This window comes from Rhizobium aureum, assembly GCF_030182495.1.
In the GTDB taxonomy this organism is placed as follows: domain Bacteria; phylum Pseudomonadota; class Alphaproteobacteria; order Rhizobiales; family Rhizobiaceae; genus Rhizobium; species Rhizobium tropici_C.
Map to the genome: position 1 here is coordinate 1 of NZ_JAQJCI010000029.1, position 23,393 is coordinate 23,393.

At 52.7% G+C, this 23,393-nt stretch carries 20 protein-coding genes; 6 read left to right on the forward strand and 14 right to left on the reverse strand.

Annotated elements, in window-relative coordinates; all coding sequences use genetic code 11:
* From PH552_RS32160 to PH552_RS32180, 5 genes are all read right to left on the reverse strand, one after another.
* Positions 1 to 274, reverse strand: a 274-nt coding sequence (locus PH552_RS32160) for a transposase (protein WP_285166505.1), incomplete at its 3' end; no start/stop codon positions are given.
* A gap of 262 nt (positions 275 to 536) precedes the next feature.
* Complete coding sequence (locus PH552_RS32165; RefSeq protein ID WP_285166586.1) at positions 537 to 1,490, reverse strand: acyltransferase family protein; 954 nt, start codon at positions 1,488 to 1,490, stop codon at positions 537 to 539.
* 199 nt (positions 1,491 to 1,689) lie between these two features.
* The gene (locus PH552_RS32170) at positions 1,690 to 2,820 is read right to left on the reverse strand and encodes a glycosyltransferase (protein ID WP_285166587.1); all 1,131 of its coding nucleotides are present in this window, start codon (positions 2,818 to 2,820) and stop codon (positions 1,690 to 1,692) included.
* Positions 2,813 to 4,153 (reverse strand): glycosyltransferase family protein, encoded by a 1,341-nt coding sequence (locus PH552_RS32175; protein WP_285166589.1) that lies wholly within the window; start codon positions 4,151 to 4,153, stop codon positions 2,813 to 2,815. Before PH552_RS32175 ends, PH552_RS32170 begins: the two co-directional genes overlap by 8 nt.
* Before the next feature lie 378 nt (positions 4,154 to 4,531).
* The gene (locus tag PH552_RS32180; protein ID WP_285166591.1) at positions 4,532 to 5,551 is read right to left on the reverse strand and encodes a glycosyltransferase family 9 protein; all 1,020 of its coding nucleotides are present in this window, start codon (positions 5,549 to 5,551) and stop codon (positions 4,532 to 4,534) included.
* A gap of 794 nt (positions 5,552 to 6,345) precedes the next feature.
* Here PH552_RS32180 and PH552_RS32185 point away from each other — a divergent pair.
* The 5 genes from PH552_RS32185 to PH552_RS32205 all read left to right on the forward strand — a co-directional run bounded on the left by PH552_RS32185 (position 6,346) and on the right by PH552_RS32205 (position 12,267).
* The gene (locus tag PH552_RS32185; protein WP_285166593.1) at positions 6,346 to 7,167 is read left to right on the forward strand and encodes an ABC transporter permease; all 822 of its coding nucleotides are present in this window, start codon (positions 6,346 to 6,348) and stop codon (positions 7,165 to 7,167) included.
* A gap of 28 nt (positions 7,168 to 7,195) precedes the next feature.
* Positions 7,196 to 7,948, forward strand: coding sequence for an ABC transporter ATP-binding protein (locus PH552_RS32190; protein ID WP_285166595.1), 753 nt, complete (start codon positions 7,196 to 7,198; stop codon positions 7,946 to 7,948).
* A 225-nt stretch (positions 7,949 to 8,173) separates the two neighbouring features.
* Entirely contained in the window at positions 8,174 to 9,148 is a 975-nt protein-coding gene (rfaD, locus tag PH552_RS32195) for an ADP-glyceromanno-heptose 6-epimerase (protein ID WP_285166597.1), read from the forward strand.
* Position 9,149: 1 nt separating this feature from the next.
* A complete protein-coding gene (gene rfaE2, locus PH552_RS32200; RefSeq protein WP_285166599.1) occupies positions 9,150 to 10,601 on the forward strand; it encodes a D-glycero-beta-D-manno-heptose 1-phosphate adenylyltransferase in 1,452 nt (483 codons plus the stop codon).
* Positions 10,579 to 12,267: an HAD-IIIA family hydrolase gene (locus PH552_RS32205; RefSeq protein WP_285166601.1), complete on the forward strand. Its 1,689-nt coding sequence runs from the start codon at positions 10,579 to 10,581 to the stop codon at positions 12,265 to 12,267. The genes rfaE2 and PH552_RS32205 overlap by 23 nt, the downstream gene beginning before the upstream one ends.
* Positions 12,268 to 12,362: 95 nt before the next feature.
* On the opposite strand, the gene PH552_RS32210 is transcribed toward PH552_RS32205, so the two are convergent.
* The 7 genes from PH552_RS32210 to PH552_RS32240 form a co-directional block, all read right to left on the reverse strand.
* Complete coding sequence (locus tag PH552_RS32210) at positions 12,363 to 13,136, reverse strand: FkbM family methyltransferase (protein ID WP_285166603.1); 774 nt, start codon at positions 13,134 to 13,136, stop codon at positions 12,363 to 12,365.
* A 139-nt stretch (positions 13,137 to 13,275) separates the two neighbouring features.
* Complete coding sequence (locus PH552_RS32215) at positions 13,276 to 14,397, reverse strand: glycosyltransferase family 4 protein (protein WP_285166604.1); 1,122 nt, start codon at positions 14,395 to 14,397, stop codon at positions 13,276 to 13,278.
* A 45-nt stretch (positions 14,398 to 14,442) separates the two neighbouring features.
* Positions 14,443 to 17,367, reverse strand: a complete 2,925-nt coding sequence (locus PH552_RS32220; protein WP_285166605.1) for a glycosyltransferase family 4 protein — start codon at positions 17,365 to 17,367, stop codon at positions 14,443 to 14,445.
* 13 nt (positions 17,368 to 17,380) lie between these two features.
* Positions 17,381 to 17,668 carry a hypothetical protein gene (locus tag PH552_RS32225; RefSeq protein WP_285166607.1) on the reverse strand — a complete coding sequence of 96 codons (288 nt, stop codon included), beginning with the start codon at positions 17,666 to 17,668 and terminating at the stop codon, positions 17,381 to 17,383.
* Between the two features lie 91 nt (positions 17,669 to 17,759).
* Positions 17,760 to 18,725 carry a GDP-mannose 4,6-dehydratase gene (locus tag PH552_RS32230; protein WP_285166608.1) on the reverse strand — a complete coding sequence of 322 codons (966 nt, stop codon included), beginning with the start codon at positions 18,723 to 18,725 and terminating at the stop codon, positions 17,760 to 17,762.
* A 27-nt stretch (positions 18,726 to 18,752) separates the two neighbouring features.
* Positions 18,753 to 19,727 carry a GDP-mannose 4,6-dehydratase gene (gmd, locus tag PH552_RS32235; RefSeq protein ID WP_285166610.1) on the reverse strand — a complete coding sequence of 325 codons (975 nt, stop codon included), beginning with the start codon at positions 19,725 to 19,727 and terminating at the stop codon, positions 18,753 to 18,755.
* A 339-nt stretch (positions 19,728 to 20,066) separates the two neighbouring features.
* The gene (locus tag PH552_RS32240) at positions 20,067 to 21,191 is read right to left on the reverse strand and encodes a glycosyltransferase family 4 protein (RefSeq protein ID WP_285166612.1); all 1,125 of its coding nucleotides are present in this window, start codon (positions 21,189 to 21,191) and stop codon (positions 20,067 to 20,069) included.
* Positions 21,192 to 21,375: 184 nt separating this feature from the next.
* Here PH552_RS32240 and PH552_RS32245 point away from each other — a divergent pair, with 184 nt between their 5' ends.
* On the forward strand, positions 21,376 to 21,852 hold the full coding sequence (locus tag PH552_RS32245) for a phosphomannose isomerase type II C-terminal cupin domain (protein ID WP_285166613.1): 477 nt from the start codon (positions 21,376 to 21,378) through the stop codon (positions 21,850 to 21,852).
* A 14-nt stretch (positions 21,853 to 21,866) separates the two neighbouring features.
* Here the strand turns inward: PH552_RS32245 and rfbC are convergent, their stop codons facing one another.
* Together rfbC and rfbA are read right to left on the reverse strand one after the other, a co-directional pair.
* Entirely contained in the window at positions 21,867 to 22,415 is a 549-nt protein-coding gene (gene rfbC, locus PH552_RS32250) for a dTDP-4-dehydrorhamnose 3,5-epimerase (RefSeq protein WP_285166615.1), read from the reverse strand.
* A 55-nt stretch (positions 22,416 to 22,470) separates the two neighbouring features.
* Positions 22,471 to 23,358, reverse strand: coding sequence for a glucose-1-phosphate thymidylyltransferase RfbA (gene rfbA, locus PH552_RS32255; RefSeq protein ID WP_285166617.1), 888 nt, complete (start codon positions 23,356 to 23,358; stop codon positions 22,471 to 22,473).
* Positions 23,359 to 23,393 lie beyond the last annotated feature (35 nt).

Consider the following 23,393-nt stretch of genomic DNA (forward strand, 5'->3'; position numbering starts at 1 on the left):
CCCCAATGATGATTTCCACGATGGGGTCGGGGCCGGATACAACGCCCTGCGGATACTCTGTCTCCGCTGCTTGCCCAGGCTCATCACTGCCCAACAGTTCTCTGCGCCAGCGATACAGCTGAGACGGCAGTATCCCGATTTGCCGTGCGACCGCCGAGACGTTCACACCCGGCTGACAGGCTTGCTCGACCGCAGTCGCCTTGAACTCGTCAGACCAAAACCGCCGCAACTGTCGCGGCGCGCCGTCAAGACGATCGGGCACAGCCTCAATCATCCGCATCAATCCAAGGCTAGCCGCTGGCCCAGACATAGATCCTCACAGTCAGAGAAGTCGTATGTCCGAGATACCCTGCACAGCATCAGCACCGCCAGATGGGGTCTCCTTGCCGCTTACCAACAACTGGCTGCTCTTGTTTATGTAATTCGACCATGGATTTCTCGTGTCGACCGATTATATCGTAATCATACGGTGAAGACCGCGGCCATAGCATACGTAGTTCGAGTAATCGCGATCGTTTATCCGCGCATTTTCGCAGTTACGCTGCGGCGGTGATCTGACGCCGGAAGCTATGCCGCCAGTGGAGCACTGGCTTTTCGATGTAGTGGTAGGTCAGCACCGAAAGGGCGAGCGATCCAATGGGAACGATATAGGCGGGGTTAAGACTGTAACGGTCGCAAATAAAGATCAACAGGAAATGGTTTAAGAAGACGCCGTAACTAAGTTGTCCGAAATAATCATCGAGCCAGTTTCGCCCGAGCTTGGGAAGCAGAGTTATCGCGGTTAGGCCAATGATGCCGCCAAGCGAGACTTCGAAATTAAAACTCCTGGCGTTTACTTGTTGATGCGATATCGTAAAGGCAAATGCGGTGAAGAATATTATTCCGGCGATGAGGGGGAATCGCCATTTTTTGCGGGCCACAAAGGAACCAAGACTGAAAATGAAGAAGGTTCCCGGCAACAGGCGATAGCCAAAGACATCAGTATCCAGATAGCCATAGAAAGCCGCGGTGGCGACCGCCATCGACATCAAAACGATAGCCCATTTTGTCTTTTCGTTGGATTGGAAAAACAGAGGAAAAGACAGGTAGAAAGTCAATTCCAAGCCGAGACTCCAAGCAGCGGGAATCATCTGCCCGTGCTGCAGCCCAAACATGTAATACCCTAAGGGCAGCATCAGAAAATTCAACAGGACCGCCGGCCAATCCAGGTTCGAAAAGAAGTCACTTTTCAAACCTAGCAGCGGAATCAGAATGACACTCGCAGCAAGGTAAAACAAAAACTGTGGGAAAAGTCGGGCAGCACGATCAACGAAAAACGCCGGTACATCTGACAAAGTCGGATATGACTTCCGCATAAGCTGCGTCATCACGTAACCGCTGATAATGAAAAAGGATATCACCGCGACGACGCCAGGATTTTTGCCGCCGATCGACCCGAAGGCATGCGAATACAAAACGGCAAAAGCCAGAATTAATCGATATGTACCCATGCGGCCCCCCGATGTTCATCGGGCAAGCGATACCCCCTCCAAGATGCAAAACGCAAGCGGCGAATGAAGAGACACCCCAATCCTCAATGGGTTCAAGGAGTTTTTGCCATCCGCGTATACCATAGAATAGTGCCACAGCTGAGCAATGCGGGGGCAGCCTCGATGGAAATCAACACTGTCGCTATTCTCTAGGAGCGGATCATTCATCTGGTGTGAGGGTTGCCTTGTCTAGGGGCGAGAGAAGGTGCTCAATTACTTTCATATATCGAGGGAAATTAAACCGACTTGCATGTTCACGGTTCACAGCAGCGGCGGACATCCGCTCCTCCGCTCCGAGCGCCGTTATTCGACGCAATCCACGTGAAATCGAAGTGACATTATACGGGTCGACCAAGATTGATCCGGCAGGAGACACCTCGCTGGTGGCGCCGGTAATCGAGGTCATGATAGGAAGTCCCCAACTTGCAGCTTCCAAAATTGGCACCCCGAATCCCTCAAGGTAACTTGGGTAAACGAAAGCGTTTGCTGTCCGATAAAGTTCACGCAAGTCTTCGTCGGAAACAAAGCCCAAGATTTCGACACCCTCGACATTCTTTCCAACAGCTCGAATTTCGTCCGCACCGGCGCCGCTACCTCCCGCAACTGCCAGCTTATAACCCTCTCCCGCCAAACCGCTTGCTTCGAAGCCGCGGAACAAACCCTTTAAATTCTTCCGGCTTTCCAAACTACCAACAAATAGGAGCGTTTTGGAGACCGGTCGTTCATCCCCGAAATCTTGCGAATTAGCCCCAACGCCGTCGCGAAGATAAAGCGGTACAACAATCACCTTGTCGTAAGGAATACCAAAATTCGCCCACAAAGCTTGCGCTGTATTGTAACTTATTGACGCTACTCTTGCTCCAGAGCTAGCAACACGCTGTAAAGCAGCGCGATAAAGCTCGCACACCCGCGGATTATGCCACTCAGGATTGGTAACAGGAGTCAAATCAAGTATTAAAACAATATCATCGCTCCTCAATTCGTCAAATAATACATAAAGAGGATCAAAATAGAATATTTTACTTGTTCTTCTTGTCGTCATTTCCTCGTTTTTTTTGTCGGGGCGCCAAACGCTATTAATTAAGCCTTGATCACCGAGAATAGCATTCAAAACTTCGCCGCGCATCGTATTGAGCTTTTCCGAATCACTGATCGGATCCGTGAAATCGCTCGTCATATATCGAAAACCGCGAACCTTTCCGGTAAGAGCCTTTGCCGTGTCGAGCGCTATGTGAAAAATGGCCGTCCTGTTGATAGCCGTCGGTGTCATGTCTAAGATAATATCATGCATGGAGAGAACCACACGCGTTAACCGCCCCGCTTGAATTCGAACAACTTTTAATTGCAGCAAGGATTGTATTTCGCGCCGTGTTTGGAGAAAGCGTCTCCTGCATGAACTGTCTCAGCTTGCTTAACTCTGAATCCCGTTGCTCTTGTGAGAGCTTTTCCGTGCGTTGCATTAGGCGGGAGATTTCGCCAGGTACTGGAAGATGCCAAGATCCGCTCGCAGGCTGTATCGGGAGTTGATCTACGAGCTTCCCTATATATGGCTTTGACTGATATGCATTGGAATAGTTGTCTGGCAACAACTGGGCGCATGCGGTGTGGCGTGGCGCTATCGGGAGGCACCCCGCACGCACTGATTCCACAATGGTACCGCCAAAACCCTCGCCAAAGGTAGGCGAGACGGTCGCGATAGCCCCTCGATAAAGACTCTCCATTGTTTCTTCACTGAGCTGATCCAGAACTACATACACGTGTTCAAGACCGATCGCTCCGCGACTCGCGCCGCAAGCGATTTCACTGAAGCGCTGCAAGGCAGTCTCGGCACCGTGGTTCACATTGAGACTTGAAAACTTAATAATTAGAGCGTTGGGTCTCTCAACTTCGGCACAATATCGGCACCATTCACTTATCAGCACTGGCAGTCCCTTCCTTGGGGCATCCGATTGAACTGCAAAGAAATATCCTCCGTAGTCGTGCAATGCAGTGTCCAACCTGCGCCGTTGGCCGGTAAAAAGCGCCTGCTTCATCTCGACAAGTGAAGCAAGAGATTTTTGGTCGCTTAAGCCGGAATGATAACGGCGGTCTATATCGAGTGTTTCTCTTAGCTGTGATTGCGACCATGGGTGATAGATTGGCAAAGCGGGCGTAACGCTAGCTTTGTTATTATAAGCGCTCGCTAAATCAAGGCTACTGTGCGGCCAAGGGACTATGCTGACGGGAACGCGCAGCTCCAAGTTCTTCACTACTTCTCCCTGCCAGGGTGAAGGCACCAACAGATGGTCAAGCGAATTGATGCGCTCTATCCAATCAGACGTCGCCGGCAACGCGTCCGTCTCCCAGAACCACCAACCGAGATTGATATTGCCCGCATACCGAACAATATCATTGGGAAGGACGGCGTGTAACACAACGTTGCCGGGGTGACTCGACCCCAGACGCATGGCTGCTGACTCATTTACAATCCCACCACAAAATAGGCCGGTGGAGCGGTCAGGATGAAAATGACGGTCAACTCCTGCAATTGCTGTAAACTGATCAGCTATGCAATTAACGAGCGCCCGCGTGGCTCGCGACCAACCAGTTTCACTTTGTAAATCACCTCTGACAACCAGCAACATTCAAGAAATCCTAATATCGTTTGTACCTTGCTCGGAGGTACTTACACTTGCGTGACAGGAGGCAACTCGGCCGAACGACGTGCAGATTCCACATGCCGAATAGCCCTCATCAGCAAATGCAGCCGGATGTGCAAATAGAGCAAACTCGCAAACGCTTTTACGTCCTTGTTCCAGTGGCGACATTGCAAAGATCTGATTGCAATTTTAGCCCGCGCCTCTTCCACAAGCCACAGCGTTCGGTAAGCGCGTGGGACATCCAAAGCTTGCAGTCGGAAAAGATTTAGCAACTCTTCAGCTTCATCCAGCCGCATCACTCGGCCGGAGTTGGATCTAAGTAGCCTCCAAAATAGCGGCGCTTTCGATACAAATGGTGCATATTTAGCGATCGTTCGTCTCCTTAATATGACTCATACCATAAAAGAGCTTTGCTCTTGGACCTACCGCAACCTGCGTGCCTGGCCTCCGCGCCGGCATGGCTATCGCCTCTAAAACATCGTCTTCTGTGATGCCATAGCTACACTCATGACTAAAGCAGAGATTCAAATGGGTCTCGTGAGCGTTAAGACAGGGCGAACAAGGAAGAGCCAAGCTTAGCACGCGATTTGCGACGCCGAACGGCGCAAATCGACGAAATGGTACAGAGGCGGCAATGCTGAGAACCGGCGCCGCAAGTGAACATAAGTGGCCGGCCCCACCATCAGAGGCAATAACCAAGTCCACCTCCGCTACCTGCGCGAGAAAGTCTTGCGCGTCAGGACCTCCGACAATGACGTGTCTAGGCGAAAGACGCAACATGTCGGCCAATATCGCGATTTCTTGCTTTTCCTGTGGGCCGCCAATAACGCGAATTGTGCAACCTCGCGCAATCAATCTCTGTGCAAGTGCCGTCCAGCGAACGATCGACCACTTATTCGTCGGGAAGCCCGAACCGATACACAAGCCTACAATCCGCAGAGCATTTGGAAATTCACGTTGTCTACCTGGCCAAAAATCGTCAGGAAGATGATCGCCAAAATAGGGGCGCAGGCTTCGCCGGTGGTTGGAAGCTTCGTGAATATCTGGCAGCACATCAGTAAAGACACAGCGCTCGACCAAATGTCCGATGTGTTCTCGATTGATGCTCGCGTCTTGCCTTAGAAAAACAGCCAGATCGCGTCCTTGGATCGACAACAGGGTGTCGCCGAATGATTGGGAATCGCCATTTCCGCCCTTGCTCAAATGAGAAAAAGATATCGATTTCACAGAAATGTCTGGAAACAGATACCGTGCCAACCACATATTTGCGGGATGAACGTAGAGCTCACTGTCTCGGCTCAGGGATGAAAGCCAGCGGATGGCGGGCGACGCCAGCACCAGGTCTCCCAGATGATCTGGTTTAACTATAGCAAGAGAACGCATTGGATATTCATTTTTCTATTTTATCTTGGAGATCGTCGGCTCCTGACCGCTCGCTAGCGGTAAGGCATAGTGACCGTGAAAGCGCATAAGATTGCGCCATGATGTGGCGATGCTTCCATGCCATTCTTCTTAGTGCCCGCTTAGGATGCCATAAAATACCAATTCCCTTTGCCGACATAGCGTCTTCACTTGAAAGATGAGCGATGAGCCTCACAGAGGTCTGTCCGTATTCGGGAGAAAGCGGTGGGGGCATAACCACACTCCCACCAAGCTTTCTGATATCGCCAATTTCTTTTGGCAAGGGCGGCTCAAAGGATAGCCTTGCCCTTAGTCGAATCGCCGGCCCCAACAAGCCGGAAGCCTTCAAGATCCTTCGAACGACTCTTCTACGTCCCGAAATATGCGTCACTTATATTGTCTCTGTCTGAATTTGCCGCAATTTGCGTAAACTAGGGCCACAAGCGCATATGCCGCGTCAATAGCGAAAGTAAACGATACTTTTTCATTTTTCAGGCAGCAGCGGCGGCATGCTGCAAAAAATCGTATCAATCGCCCGTGGTTGCGGTTGCCAGATTTTAAGACGCGAACGTTGACGGCTCAGGTACCACCGCCGAGCTCTGTGTTATAACTTCAGCTCAAGCTCTTTCCAATAGTTGAATGTGCGGCGAATGTTTCGCAGCATATTTGCATGCGGGGGCTTTCCTCAGTTTCCACGCTTTGCTAGGGGTTCGCCTTAAAAAGGGCTGCATGGCTTTATTGTTTGGGCAAAAGACGAACCTGAAAACGGATTGCCGGTGAAGAATTTTAAGATCGTCAAAAACGAAGCGCGTTACCATGGCGCAGCGTGGGACATTACAGAGGCATTGTCGAATTTTCGCCTAGCGGCATTGCTCGGGTGGCAAGACGTTGCGCAGCGCTACAGAAGATCGCGGGTCGGCGCGTTTTGGCTCACCATTAATATGGGCGTTTTAATTGGAGCTCTTGGCCTAGTCTTTGGCACAATCTTCAATTCACCTATGAATGAATTTCTCCCTTTCATATGCGTAGGCTTAATATTTTGGGGATACTATACTCAGATGGTTAGCGAGGGATGCACTGGATTTATATCCAATAGCGACATAATATTACAATTGGATATACCTTTCTTTACATATATACTGAGAGTATGGTATAGAAATTCAGTTATACTCGCCCACAATCTGGTTATATTCCCAATCGTTCTTCTGATATTCTGGAAGTCGATTGGGATTTCTGCATTGCTGGTGATTCCAGGGTTCGCGTTGGTCACATTAAATATGACTTGGATCGCATTGATACTGGCAATATTGTGCACACGCTATCGCGACCTGATCCAGATCGTACAAAATATCATGCAGGTTATGCTTTATGTCACTCCGATCATGTGGATGCCGAATCATTTGCCACAGAGCGCGTCCCGCGGAATGCTCGACTTTAACCCCTTTTTTCACCTAATCTCAGTTGTCAGGAATCCGCTTCTTGGACAGGCCGTTACAGTCCAAAATTGGATCGTAACGATAGGATTTGCCATTCTCGGTTGGTCTATTGCGCTTCTGCTTTTGAAAAAATACCGCGCTCGCATTGCCTACTGGCTGTGAGTCAAAGCAACAGAGAGTACAGGCACGCATGACCTCAATTTCCTTGCAGAATGTCACCGTCGACTTTCCCATCTATAACGCACGTGGCCGTTCGCTCAAAAATCGCGTTATGAACATCGCCACCGGCGGTTCGATCAATTCGGAAGGCCATGGCGCAGTGGTTGTCCGTGGATTGGATACAATTAATCTCGAATTAAGGCAGCATGACCGCATTGGCCTCATTGGTCACAACGGCTCAGGGAAGACTACCCTTCTGCGCGTGTTAACGGGTGTTTACGTGCCGACATCCGGCAAGATTGAGATTGAGGGGAAATGCACATCGCTAATCAATATCTCGCTAGGAATCGATCCAGAAGCCACCGGTCGGCAGAATATTTTCCTTCGAGGCGCGCTGCTGGGTTTCCGAAAGGAGGAAATGAGGAGCCGGCTTGAGGAGATTGAGGAGTTCAGCGAATTGGGCGGCTTCCTCGATATGCCCGTTCGCACCTACTCCAGCGGCATGCAACTGCGATTGGCATTCTCCATCTCGACTATCCTGCAGCCCGAAATCTTGATCATGGACGAATGGTTGGCAACGGGCGACGAAGGATTCAAAGTAAAAGCCAACAAACGCTTGAATGAGCTCGTAGAAAAAACTCAGATCTTGGTAATAGCAAGCCACGCCAGGGAGCTTTTGGAAAAAAACTGCAATCGAGTGATTTGGCTTGAGCACGGAAAGGTCCGCATCGATGGTGAGCCTATCGAAGTGCTAGACGCTTATTTCGGTGCCAGCGCGTCTTGATGACATTCCTACGCTAACGACCAGAAGCCGCATTTGCAGCCACGTTAAATAATAGCTGCGATGTGTGTCGCATGGCGACACCCTCCAGATATGAACAGGGACGGTTGCATCACACAACAATGACTGGCTATGTTAGCGCGTGCGGATGTCAAGGTTCGAACCTTGCGATCTTCAGCGCAATCGCAGATATAGCGGGCGCTTATTCAACTATCTTGAAGGACACAAATGATTATCGTTACCGGGGCTGCGGGGTTTATCGGATCAAACTTGGTCGCCAGCCTTAATGGTTCTGGTCGAAAAGACCTCGTTCTTGTCGACTGGCTCGGCTCTGATCAACGATGGAAAAACCTGGCAAAACACAGTTTCGAGGATTTCATCTTCCCGGACGACTTCGGCGCATTTCTGCAGAATGCGTCCGGAAAGGTCGAGGCTGTTTTCCATCTCGGAGCGATTTCGGCGACGACCGCCACTGATGGCAACGAGATCATCAGAAAAAATCTGAGGCCCTCGATGGACGTTTGGCGGTGGTGCACGCGGGAGAGAGTGCCGCTGTTTTACGCTTCGTCGGCTGCAACCTATGGTGATGGCTCGCTGGGATTCGACGATACCAATCCCATTGACGAATTGCGGCCCTTGAACCTTTATGGCTGGTCGAAGCATACTTTCGACACTTGGGCATTAACTCAGGCTTCGCTCGGTAAGGCCCCGCCGCGTTGGGCAGGGTTCAAGTTCTTCAACGTCTATGGACCGAACGAGTACCATAAGGACGATATGATGAGCATCGTCGCGAAAAACTTCGCGCGCATTTCAGCTGAAGAAAAGATCTCGCTGTTCAAATCGCACCGTCCCGACTATCGCGATGGTGAGCAACTGCGTGATTTCGTCTATGTGAAGGATTGCTGCAGCGTAATGCTATGGTTTCTCACAAAAGCAACCCAGAGTGGTATTTTCAACGTCGGATCCGGGGCGGCCAGATCATTCTACGATCTGATGCAAGCAACCGGCGCTGCTGCAGGGAAACAGGCGCAGATAGAGTTTGTCCCCATGCCTGAAAAAATAAGGGATAAGTATCAATACTTCACTCAGGCAAGCATGGATAAGATTAGAGCCGCCGGTTACGATGGGCAATTCCATTCATTGGAAAGCGGCGTTGCCGATTACGTAGTAAACTATCTCGCAAAATCGGACCCTTATATCTGAGATGTCGACTCGCACCATAGCTCATCAACCGCGGATCCTTGTGGTCGGCGATATCATGCTCGACCGATACGTCATCGGTAACGTCTCGCGGATTTCGCCGGAGGCACCAGTTCCAGTTCTGGCGGCGGTGCGCGATGACAACAGGCCTGGCGGCGCCGCGAATGTGGCCGCCAATATCGTTGCGATGGAAGGCGATGCCACGATACTTGCTGTCGTCGGTGAAGACGACGCGTCGATCGAACTTACACGCCTGCTGCATTCGGTTGGGGTGTCGACATCCTTCATCGCCGATCCGCAGGGACAGACAACCGAAAAAACACGTCTTGTCGTCGGATCTCAACAGATTGCCCGTGTTGATCGTGACGTGCAACTCCGACATGAGATGCAGGAACGGCTGCTCGCGGCGTTCCGCCAGCAAGCGCCGGACTACGATCTCATCGTTTTTTCGGACTATGCGAAAGGCGCTCTAGATCGCCTGCCCGAATTCGTGGCAGTCGCCAAAGAGCTGAAGATTCCAACGCTCATAGACCCTAAGAGAACAGCGCCGGAATTCTATCGTGGAACCCACCTGTTGAAGCCGAACAATAGCGAATTTATCAGCCTGTTCGGTAACTACTCTTCCGATGAGCAGCTTGTCGAACTCGCCCGCAAGGCGGTGGGCGATCTGGGCTTGCAGCATCTCGTCGTCACGCGCGGTGCCCTCGGTATGGTGGTGGTCAGTGCTAGCGGAGCGGCCCGTTTTATTCCGACATACGCCCGGGATGTTTTCGATGTTTCCGGTGCGGGCGATACTGTTCTAGCCGCTCTTGCCGTTGATCTTGCCCTTGGCCACGACGTTGCAGCGGCTGCCTTGAAGGCGAACGTGGCAGCAGGCATCGCCGTATCTCATCCGGGAACATACGTCGTCAGTCGCAAAGAAATCGAAATTGAGCAGCTCAGCGAAAGTTTGACCGAAGGAAAGATTGTTGATGAAGCAGAGCTTGCCGCGGCGCTCCGCTACAATCGTCATCATGGCCGCAGGATCGTTTTTACTAACGGCTGCTTTGATATCCTGCACCCCGGTCACGTGAGATTGCTGCGGGCCGCCCGTAAATTGGGCGACGTTCTGGTTCTGGGGTTGAACTCCGATGCGTCAATCCGCCAACTCAAAGGCGCCGGGCGCCCCATCAATTCATTTTCGCATCGCGCCGAAGTCCTTGAGGGGCTGTCGAGCGTCGACTATATCATTGAATTCGATGCACCGACGCCGCTCGAACTTATTCGCGCGGTCGTCCCGGATGTTCTTGTCAAGGGTGGCGACTACGAGCCTTCGACGATCGTGGGCTACGACGTAGTCACAGAAGCTGGCGGTCGGGTCGTCGCTCTGGACTTCCACGAGGGTTACTCAACAACGAAAATCATCAACGAAATCAATGTGCGTAGGGCCGATGATGAGCGTCAACGGAATTTGTGAAGAGCGCGCACTTGCCAAGAACTGGCTGAGCAGAACCGCCCTCCCGCTGTGGACTTCCGTTGGGTACGATGCGAAACTCGGACTCTTCCACGAGCGCCTCACCTTCACAGGTGAGCCGATGGCAGGACTACCGCGTCGGCTCATGGTACAGTGCCGGCAGATATATGTTGTGGCACAAGCGACCTTGACCGGCTTGATGGATGGTCGTGCGCTCCTCGACACAACGTTTACCCAGGTTTTGCGTCGTTTCTACAAATCGGAAACAGACCTCAAATGGATCTTCTCGATCGACGCTGATGGATATGTCCGCGATCCGAGATCCGACTGCTACAGCTTGGCTTTTGTGCTCTTTGCTTTGGCGTGGCTTTATCGGGTGAAGGCTGACCAGTTTTACCTTGAACTGGCGGACGAAATTGTCACTATCCTTGACCGCCATATGGCGACTGAACTGGGTGGCGTCACCGACGGCGTTCCGCGCCCGGACGGATATTTGCGCCAGAATCCGAACATGCATCTCATCGAGGCCTATCTAGCTCTATATGAGGCGACGGGCAGGCAAAAATACCTGACGCGCGCCAGGAGCATGTATGCTCTCTTTTGCAGCCATATTTTCCTACACGATCACGCGGCAGTTCCTGAGTTGCACGATAGCGGCTGGAAGGTCTCCGATGTAGACCAGGCGTGGTACGAGCCCGGGCATCACTTTGAATGGGTATGGTTATCCAGACGCCTTGCGAGAGCAAGCGGTGATGACGTTGCGGATCAGGTTCAAGCGTTGCTGTCGCGCGCATTGGACGAGGGTGTCGATGATGCCAGCCTCTCAATCGAACGCGTGTCTGTTTTAAGCCGCGAACGGACCGTAAGCAGGCGTTCCTGGGGCACTTGCGAGTTCATAAAGGCGTGCGCGGCTGAGGCAGAGGCCAATCAATCCCCAAACGGCATATGGGCTGATCGAGCGGCAAGCAGTTTGAAGTCGCTTCGCAAAATGTTCCTGTCTACATCCGTCGACGGACTTTGGGTTGATCGAGTCGACCAGCATGGCGCTACCTTGTCCACAGACGTGCCTGCCAGCAGCCTCTATCATTTCGCACTGGCCATTATGGAAAGCGACCGCGTGTTCGGTACTGTCACGCCGAAATCCTACGTTTCCAAGCCATCGGCTGCGCTCTTTTTGGATCGGGACGGCGTTATCAATCTGGATACAGGCTATCCGAGTAAGCCAAACCACATCAGCTTTGTTCCTGGGATTGCCGAGGCGATCAAAATGGCGACCGCTGCGGGGTATCAGGTCGTCGTGGTTTCCAATCAATCCGGAGTGGCGAGAGGCATGATGACGGAAGCCGATGTCTTGCGCCTGCACCGCTGGATGGCTTCCGAACTATCGCGGCAAGGAGCGGATATTAGTGCGTGGTATCACTGCCCATTCCACGAGCATGCAAGCGGTGACGTCTATAAATACGAAAAGCATCCCGATCGCAAGCCGAATCCAGGTATGCTCCTACGCGCGGCCCATGACTTGAATATCGATCTGTCGCGATCAAAAATGATCGGGGACCAGGAAACCGACATGGAGGCCGCTCGGCGTGGCGGTGTCACTCCCTATCGCTTCCACGGCGGCGATATGTTGACCTTTATAAAAAAGGTGATGGGTAGCCACTCCATTTAAGGCCGCCCTATGAGGGCATGGGGCAGATCTGCGATCAACTAAAGGCTGTTCTCGGGGACAACCTTTTAGCTCTCTCAATATATGCGGGATGCCAACTATTTTGCTCGCCAATCCTCAAAATTGAAATCATCTAAAGTTGCTCGTCTGTACCTATCGGAAACATTCACTCCAGCTAGGAACTGTTTGAAAATTTCCGGATATTTATTGTGAACATAGTAATTGTTAACGCCGTCGAATATAGCAAAGTCGTAATTTTGAACAGTAATCAAATGCTCCCAGCCACCAAACGATGGCTTTGCGGACGCTGCTTCGACCGCTTCGGCACAGATTATTTTTGGTTGCCATGCTGAAAGATTTGCTGAATCAATAACTTGCTTCTCAAGACCCTCAACATCGATCTTGAGAAAATCAACTCCTGCAGCCGGAATGTACTCGACAATTGAATCCCAAAGGGATTTTACCTGCACCTCTACGACGCTTACCTCCAATCCAAACTTCCCGGCCAAATCTCTAGTGCCCGGATCGAATGACGAAAGTCCCCATCCATGCCCAAGACCGTTCTGTTGGACTTGGTAGTATGGAAGAACTCCCTGATTGTCGGAAATTCCAATATTTAGATTTATGTCTCTCGGGCGCCATTGCTGAATTATCGGAAAAATTGTCGGATTTGGTTCGATATTGATCCCTCGCCAACCAAGGCGATAGAACCAGTTTGTTACCGAATCCCAATTGGGGTCTCCGGCGCCAACATCGACGTAGAATCCTTCACGCTTCCCAAATAGAGCGCGAAACAGCAGGACATCTTCCATATTCTGCGCGCATGATATCACTTCTGTTTGCTGATACTCGACGGTAGCAAATCGATTCATATAGACACCCCCTTCAACAGCAATTGCTAAAAGGGTATGGCCGCGATGGCTGTTTCACAAGGATAAATCTGCAGAAAGACGTTAAAAAAGTCTTTGGCTGCAGCTCGTCGCAATAACGCAGCGCTTTACGATAACTTGACTACACGCCACCGCGCCGTTGACTTATGGCCTTCTCAAAGATGCATTCCAGCTGAAGCGCACTTTCAGTCCAATCGAACCGAGCGGAATTTAGTCTTGCATTTTCAACAAGCCGTGCATGAAGCGAGTCGTCGGTAGCAAGCCTTTCCAAGCCATCTCGAATGGACTGTGTATCGGTAGGATCGACAAGAATGCCTGCTTTGCCAGCGACCTCGGGCATAGAGGATGTGTTTGAGGTCAGCACAGGTATTCCCGCCGCATTCGCTTCTATGATCGGAAAACCAAACCCTTCATAGAGCGATGGCATCGCAAGCAACCGTGCTCGGCTATAAAGCTGTGCCAGATCGGTATCCGACACATAGCCGGTCAACCGAACAGACGATTCAATTTGCAACTCCGCAACATGCCGTTTCAGATCGCCGAGCCTCCAGCCTTGGCCGCCGGCGAGTACAAGAAGAAATTTTTGTCGCGTAGATTCAAGCAAAGCCGCATAGGCTTGCAGCAGTCTGAGCAGATTTTTGCGTGGCTCAAGCGTTCCTACGAACAGAATATACGGACGATCGATACCGAACGATGAGAGCTCACTTGGCGCCACCGTTCCGCCGATGGTCGTCAAGCCGGGATAGACAACGTTAAGCTTCTCGCTGCATCCCGGAAACTCAGCCCGCAGCGCAGTGGCTGTTGCGGCGGAATCGGCAACGATCTCGTCTGCGACGGAAACTCCTGGCTTCATCAGCCAGCGATCAGCCATCCAGGTCTGCCATCGCATAGTCGCAGCCATGTCTCGCCAGACAAGATCGTGGATCGTAATGACGCGAGCGATCCGACGATCGAGAAAAAATGGCAGACGATGGGCGGGTCCCCAAAACACGTCGACGTCGTCCTTCAACGCACGACGGGGCAATTCCGTCTGCGCCCAGATCATTCGCCTTACTCCGCCAGGAAAGCGCGCAACATCCAATTTCGCCGCAGGCAGATCGTCCAGCTCACCATTCGGAGATTCCGGCAAATAGAAATTCAGTTCATGACCAAGAAGCGCAAGATGCCGGCTCATCTCCAGTACGTACCGACCGATACCGGACATGCTTGTTACCAAATTGCGTGCATCGATGCCGATTTTCATTCACGAACCACCCATCTACCGCCAAATTACGGCGGGGTCTTGCCATCACAACGGGACCCGCAGCGAATTGCTCCACCTGCCAGCCTTACCTTGTACCAGACCTATGTCGGCGAAAACGCTGCCTTTCCGCTTGAACTTTGAAGGGATTTCAACAGCCATATATAGGCTATCGCCCGGCGGTAAGACGAATGGAATTCGAGATCTATGGTCGTCTCCCAAAGTCGCGTCTCCGTCTTTCGACAGGACACGATAACCTACACTCACCGCGAGTGATGCATCTTGAGCGCCCACGCTCGACCATAAATGGGGAGACAAATTGGTAACGCGCACCACGTATTTCAGTGCGCCACTATCACCAGCCACCGGTCCTTCCACCAGCTCGATTCTGTGCTGCGTTTCATCGAGATCTAGCACTTCGCCCATCATGGTATCGCCTATGTCGCTGATCGGCACATAGGACCTGTCCAACTGTGGCTTATATATCCGATACCAATCTTCGGTAAGCACTACCCTCTGCATTTCGTCAGCACTTTCCTTCCAGCTTAGTCCGCCGCCGGCCACCTTCGCTAAACACGCATCCGCGATTGTATCAGTAGCTGCATTCAGGAATGATCGGAGCGTCTTCACGAGAGACTCTGGCGAACCGGGCGTAAAGAACTGGCAATTTAGCCCGCTTTCGGCAACTTCACGAAAGACAGGAATATCACTCGCAATCACGGGCTTACCGAAATGCCCTGCTTCAACGATGGGAAGACCAAAGCCCTCAGCATACGAGGCTGCGATGAGCGCATCGCTATCGGCATAGACTCTCTGCAGTTTTTCGTCCGAAACGCCGTTGAGCCAGACAAGGCGCTTTCCGTATTCAAGATGCTTCTCGATACGCCGGACCAGATGCTTAACGCCCCATCCTGGCTTTCCGACGATCGTCAGCCCGATATCGATACCTTCATCCCACAGTCTCTCGAAAGCTTCGAGGGCGACAGCATGCCCTTTGCGCGGTTCGAGTGTGCCGACCATCAGGAACTCGGGGCGCTCGTTGCCATGATTAGGCACGGCACTGGCGGAAACGGTCATCTGGGCAAAATCAGCGCCGAGGTGCCAATAGCCAATCTTCATCTGCCGGGGAAAATTGATTGCCTCAAGGATCTCGATCAGTTCGTCGGCAACGGCTTTTGAAATGCAGATAAACGCATTCGAATAAGATAGGGCCGCCTGAAACCATCTGGAGAAAGTAGGCGGCATTCCGGGATCACAGAAACCTGGAAACCGCAGCGGAACCGTGTCGTAGAGACAGGAGATAACCGTAGCGCCCCTCAGGCGCGCAGCACGTAGCGTTGCATAATGATGTTTGTAAAACTCCCATGAACTGTCCAACATCAAAATTCGGTCGTCCGCAGTAAATTCCAGCCGAGCTTCTTCCATAAACGGGGCCGAGCAATTGGTTTTGTCCAAGCTATTGGGAATAGTGAACCAGCCGTCTAGCGAATCACTGTATGCAACGAGTCTTTCGACGCCATCATCGCTTCCGCTCTTTTGTGTCGAGAAATTGGCGCAAATATTCCTGACGACGCGCTGGATGCCAGTCTTATGATCCGCGCGATAGGTGGATGTCGCGTCAACGATCAAGCGTGGTCCACTGGAGTCGACAAGCTCCGAACGGGAAAGCACCTCCGCAATGAAGCTCGGCTGAAGGTTCGTATTTTCAATCGCCTGCAGAGCAGCACGTCGAGCCCATAGAATCGGCTCTGTTCTGGGGGGCTCCACTGCTCTTCGCACCAAGGCTTCCTTCATCGCGGTGACCGCAATAGCGGCGGATTTCGCCCAGCTGAATTCTGCCGCACGCTTACGCTGCCTTTCGGCTATGGCCTTGGCCGCTTGCCGATTGCAAAGTGCGTCCTGCATGACCCGCGCAATATCAGCCACATCCGAAGGGTCGAAAAGGAACTCCTTATCTCCGATGACCTCAGGTAGGGCGCCAGTATCTGACGCAATAACGGGCGTACCGCACATCATGGCTTCCAGTGCGGTCAGCCCGAAGCCCTCAAGTAGCGAGGGTTGAATGGCCAAATCAGCATGCTTGTATAAGGCCACAAGCTCACGGTCCGTCACATGGCCGATAGCGATGAAGTCCCCCGCCGGAAGCCCCAATTTTTTCCATCGCTCTTCTTGATCTCTTAACTGCGATTTTGGGTGGTCGCCTGCCATTACGAAACTATATTTTCTTCGCAAATCTGCTGGCAGTTGTGCGAATGCGTCGATGGCGGATTTAACGTTCTTTCGCCAATCTAGCCCGCCGACATATAGGATAAAACGTTTATCCGTGGGTCGCGGTGATTTCGTTTCGGCAAGTTCGATTGCCTCACAGAAATCCCTCGACACCCCGGCGAGCATGTTGAATGCGTTTGGGTTTTTCGAGAGCTCGACACACTTATTGCGGGAGTATTCTGAAATACAGAGATTCAGATCGAATTGTGAATAGAGAGCGAGACGTCGACTGTAATACGCGCGCAACCCACGTGACGGGAGATATTGCTGGGGATAACTATGAGGTATCGCATCGTAGAAAATCGATGCAACCGGAACGTCCGATATATCATTCGGAATGAGCGGAACGGCTCGGTCAAAAGCGCCTTCAAAGGGACTGACGGAAAGTGCGATGTCGGGATGGAGGGACGCCACATGATATGCCAGAGCGATTTCGCTAAGCCGCCTCTTTTTGGTATGACCATCTATTGCCTCTCCCCGTTCGGCAACACCATGCCACATGAAGATATTGGCAGGCTTTATCCATTGCTGAAGATGGTCACGGGCCGCGAGCGCGTCCAATGGCATACCGGCATTGAGCGAAATGAGAACCTCAACGCCGGGATGATTGTCGATGATGCCAAGGAGCAATTCTTGCACATAACGTCCGATCCCTCGCCGCTTGCTTGCAGTCTGGAAGCATTGCCCGTCAATCCACAAACGCATCAAGGATGGTCTTTCATTTCGAGTCGGTAATAGTCTGAAGCAATGCCGTCCATTTGGCAGTGGCGCCCTTGGGCGCATCGATATGCCATTGGCCTGCTTCGTCATTATCCAGCGGGCCGCCCGCCATCTCGCCATATCCGCGGACTCGCGCGAACGCTACGACCCTTCCCCCTATCCAAGGAGAACGGCGCATCAGGCGAAGACACATATCCTTAAGCGCTGGGTTTTTAGAAAGTACGCGAACGAACTTATCAAATAAAACCAGCGCGACACGTCGCGGCAGTCCTTTTACAATGCTCAACGATAGCTTCTCCGTCCGAAGTAGGCGGGTAACGCAACACGAAAGACTACTATAATCCGATAAATGCCGCGCGGGCCATTGTGATGGATTTTCAGCGTGCTACCCGAATCTTCCAATCGTTAAGCACATCGCCAAGCGTACGGCTTAATTCTATTTCTGGCCTCCAATCAAAAGCTTTCAGAGCCGCGTCGCTGTCGCCCAAGGCCGCCGCGATTTCAGGTCCTCGCAGGCGCTGCGGGTCTATCTCAACTTCCACCCTCAATCCGGAAAGTTGGATAAGCGTGTCGAGGATCGACTGGATCTGCACCGAACGGCCCGAAGACAGGTTGAAAACGCCGCCAAGACTTTTCGAGACGCCCTCAATCAAAGCGGCGTCGGCATAAGCACGCACGACATCACGAACATCAAGAAAATCACGGGAGGCCGAAAGGTTCCCGACGCTGATGCGAGGCGGTTTGGCGCCCACCGAAATCTCAGCAAGTTGCTTAGAAAACGCCGGGACAACATAGGCATCCGTCTGGCCGGGTCCAGTATGGTTGAACGGACGGAAACGGATGGATTTCAAACCATCATACGCAAGTTGTCCGACGAGCATGTCTGCCGCTGCTTTCGTTGCACCATAGACATTCATCGGCTTGAGGGCCGCACTCTCCTTTACTGGAGCATTTGCAGCATCAATGAACGAAGCGCCATAGGCTTCGGAGCTGCCCGCGAAGATGAAGCGCGCTTCCGATGCAAACTCCATCGTGGCGTAGGCGAGATTCATAGTGCCTTGGAAATTCACCTCCCAGGCCCGCTGCGGCATCTTGCGAGCATCAGCCGGAGCTGCAATCGCAGCGAGATGAATTATTGCTGTTGGGCGGCAATTACGAACCAGGGTCGCCACTTGACCCCGATCCGTAATATCTGTCTTCCAGGCCGATGCCTCTCCTTGACCGGCGGTGAAGACGACTAGGTCACAACCCTGCTCCAGCCGCCGCTTGTCCAATTCGCGCTGTAACCACGATCCGACAAAACCGCTGGCGCCTGTAATGAGAATACGATGTTCTCTCGGCATAGGTGCCTCGTCATTCAGCCGAAAAACTCACTTGGTCAATCGCTTAAGATCAGCCTCGACCATTTCAACAATCATCTCCTCAAGACCAATCTTAGGTTCCCATCCGAATTTTTTCCGGGCCTTCTCTGGGTTGCCGAGTAGTACATCCACTTCCGCCGGACGGAAAAGTTCGGGATCGATCACAAGATGATCGTCCATGTTCAAACCGGCATGCTTGAAAGCAATAGCGCACATGTCACGAACGGTTGTCGTGCGGCCAGTCGCGATCACATAGTCGTCGGCAACGTCCTGCTGGAGCATCATCCACATGGCGCGGACATAGTCTTTCGAATGGCCCCAATCGCGCTTAGCATCGATGTTTCCAAGCCGCAGCTCCTTTGCCAAGCCAAGCTTGATACGAGCAACCGCGTCCGTCACCTTGCGGGTGACAAACTCAATGCCGCGAAGCGGGGATTCATGGTTGAAGAGAATGCCGCTCGACGCATGCAAGCCGAAGCTTTCACGATAGTTGATGGTAATCCAATGGCCATAGAGCTTGGCAACCGCGTAGGGAGAACGTGGATAGAAAGGCGTTTCTTCCGACTGCATCGGCTCCTGAATGAGCCCGTACATTTCGGAGGAGGAAGCCTGATAGAAACGAGCCTCAGGCCTTTCGATGCGAACCGCCTCCAGGACGTTTGTCACGCCGAGAGCCGTCACCTGACCGGTCAGCAGAGGTTGCTGCCACGACGATTTCACGAAGGATTGAGCCCCAAGGTTATAGACTTCGTCCGGCTTCACGTCCTTTACCGTGCGGATAAGACCGGAAAGATCCAGGAGGTCGCCATCGACAATGCGAACGTCGCGCTCGATACCCAGCCATTCCAGGCGGGTGAGATTGACATCCGCGGTGCTGGAACGACGTGCAAGCCCATGCACTTCGTAGCCATTCTTCAGCAGCAGTTCCGCAAGATAGGCCCCATCCTGGCCCGTAATACCCGTTACCAATGCTTTCTTCGCCAAGTTCCATCTCCAATTATTGCCACATTTACGTCGCGCGGGGCCACCAAGTTCGCAGAGCTCTACCGCACGCGCGACACTTGGCTATCAATGTTCCAGCGCCATTTAGCCCGTATAAAGCCCGATGACAACGATCAAGCGCAATTTCGCTCAACATGCCCGCAAGCGATGCTAAATCATTTACAAAAAATGGGCGAAACAATCTCCAACTACACTCACCAATCCTTTGGAAGTCAAAGTTTCTTACGTTGTAGCGCCCAGCAAATGATTTTGGACCTATGAGGCCTTTTGCGGTGATTCGAATATCGAGGTGACAATATTGTGACGGCTCGAACTGATACCTCAAAGGTCGTGCACCACGGCGCCCCGCAATTCCCGGTAGAGGTTATAGTATTGTGAACACATCTTCTCTGCCGTAAAATACGCAAGATAGCGGTCACGGGCCGCGGCACCCAGCGCGGCAGTCTTTTGCTCGTCGTCCCAGATAGACTTCATGGCGTTCGACAGAGCGTCGACATCGTTGGGCGGCACTACGAACCCGGTCACTCTGTCCAGGTTCACATAGCTTGTCCCCGTGCCGATTTCACACGAAACCATCGGCTTGCCAAACATTGCCGCTTCGACCAGAGAAAGTCCGAAGGCCTCCGAGCGAAGATGCGAGGGAAACACAAACCCCGTACAAAGCTCGAGCAGAGCGATCTTGTCATTGTCCGATAAGGATCCGAGAAAATGGATATTCTGCAGATTTTGCCCGGCAGCCTGCTTCAGTTCCGCCTCCATCGGCCCACTGCCGACGATCGCGATATCGAGGCCATTGCGTTTCGCGGCCTCCAGCAGGATATGAACCCCCTTGTAATATCGCAGGACGCCGACGAATAAGAGGAAGCGATTGGGAAGCCTGCCGCGCCAGCGTGCTAGCGTCGCTTCATCTGCCTTTGGATAGTCCCCTTCATCCAGACCCAACGGGATCACCGTCGTCTTAGATTTGAACCTTTTCAGGACATCACTCGACAGGAGGTAATTCGGAGACGTCGCAACAATGCAGTCGACGCTTTTCAGAAAGCGAGACATCAACGGCTTGTAGAATTGCAGCAAGACCTTCTGCTTCACGATGTCGGAATGATAGGTCACGACGGTCGGCTTGCCGGGAGGAACGGTCAGATGGACGATATCCATCACTGGCCATGGAAAGTGATAATGGACGATATCCGCGTTCTGGCTCAGTTCCCGAAATCGTCCAAACGCCTCGCGCGAAAAACCGGTGGATGCGAATTCGAAATCGAGCTTAGCCTTGTACGCCATATGACCATCGAATTCGACGCTGTTTTCCAACGGTGTTTTGCTAAGTGAGAGAACATCTGATTCTACGCCGTATTTGGCGGTACCCTTGGCGATCGCGTGAATGGTCCGTTCAACCCCACCGAATGTGTCGGGCCAATATGTTTTGAAAAAATGTAAAACGCGCATTCCACTCCTGTATCGAAAAGTGATCGCTGCGTCACCTCGAGTATCGTTCTCCCGGAGAAAACATCAGAGGCCACGCAATCTCCAGGCCAATGGCCAGAATATTTCGGCTGCATCGACGTCGACCGCACAATCTGCCGACTAGTCAGAACTGGCAAGCTCGATAGCAACGTGCAAGGGAGCGCTTTTGCCACCATTGGCAGAAACCCCTTGCTCTGCCGGCACCAGTGAATTAATCCCGCGCATTATTTTCGGTCGCGCGTTCGCCGATTGGCTTATCATAAAGGAAACCTCATTGAAGTCGGGAAGCTTATACCAGGTTGGTGACAATGATCAGCGCCCTTGGGGCACATGGCATGTGCTTGATATCGGTGACAGCCACGTCGTCAAACGCATTGTTGTGAATCCGGGAGAGCGGCTATCGCTGCAATATCACAATCACCGTTCAGAGCGTTGGACCGCCGTTTCGGGGCATGGTATTGCCGAGATTGACGGAACGGAACATGCTCTGCAGCTCGGACATACAGTCGATATTCCGCTCAAGGCGACGCACCGTGTTTCGTGCACCGGAGATAAGCCATTCGTTTTCATCGAAATTCAATACGGCGAGCTGCTCGACGAGAACGATATCATTAGGCTCAGCGACGATTACAATCGGGTCTGATATCGAAGCCGATATTACTCGAATAGGTCGGCATCCGCCAACAGCGGTTGCTGCTGATCCTTGGAGGAGAGCGTGAGCGGCTCGGTCACCTTCCAGTCGATGCCGATCTGTGGATCATCCCAACGGATACCGCGATCGCTTTCGGGCTCGTAATAGTTGGTGGTCTTGTACAGAAACTCGACATGATCGCTCAATGTCAGGAAGCCATGCGCAAAGCCTTCTGGAATCCAGAGCTGGCGCTTGTTTTCCGCAGACAGGAGAACGCCGACCCAATGGCCGAAGGTGGGTGAGGATTTCCTGATGTCGACGGCAACGTCATAGGCTTCGCCAGCCACCACCCGCACCAGCTTCGCCTGCGCATGCGGCGGCAGCTGGTAATGGAGCCCACGCAAGACGCCCTTGCCCGATCGGCTGTGATTATCCTGCACAAAGTCTGCGCTACGGCCGATCGCTGCTTCAAACTTCGCCTTGTTGAAGCTTTCAAAGAAGAAGCCGCGATCGTCTGCAAACACCGTCGGCTCGATAATCTTCAGATCGGGAATAGCGGTGTCGATGGCCTTCATTGGTCGTCCTGCTCGGATTGTTAGCAAGGGAGGTGCGGCGTAAAGAGCGCCGTACTTAAAATATCCGATCGCGCAAGATCCCAAGGAGATATTGCCCATAGGCATTCTTTTTCAGCGGGCTCGCCAGCGCCTCGACATCAGATGCACTGATCCAGCCGCTGCGATAAGCAATCTCTTCGGGGCACGCCACTTTCAGGCCCTGCCGGTTCTCGATCGTTGCAATGTAATGGCTAGCCTCCAGCATCGATTCATGCGTTCCGGTGTCGAGCCAGGCATAGCCTCGGCCCATGGTCTGGACGTCCAGCCGGCCGGCCTGAAGATAGTGAACATTGACATCGGTGATCTCCAGCTCGCCGCGCGCCGAAGGACGGATGGACTTCGCAACATCGACGACGCTTTCGTCGTAGAAATAGAGGCCGGTGACCGCGTAGTTGCTCTTCGGCATCTTCGGCTTTTCCTCCAGACTGATCGCCCGGCCGCTCTGATCGAACTCGACGACGCCATAGCGATGCGCGTCCTGCACGTGATAGGCAAAGACAGTCGCGCCCGTTTCCTTGGCGTTTGCCTCCTGCAGCAATCGGGTAAAATCATGCCCGTAGAAGATGTTGTCTCCCAGAACCAGAGCAGACGGCGCGCCGTCCAGAAACGTCTCGCCGATCAGGAACGCCTGGGCAAGACCGTCCGGACTAGGCTGCACCGCATAGTCAAGCTTGATGCCCCATTGGCTGCCATCGCCGAGCAATTGTTCGAAACGGGGCGTGTCCTGCGGCGTCGAGATGATGAGGATTTCGCGGATACCCGCCAACATCAAAGTCGTCAGCGGATAGTAGATCATCGGCTTGTCATAGATCGGCAGAAGCTGCTTGCTGACTGCAAGCGTCACCGGGTAGAGGCGTGTTCCCGATCCGCCGGCGAGTATGATTCCTTTGCGTGCCTTCGTCATGATCTTGCGTCTCGTCCTTCGTACATCTGCCCATG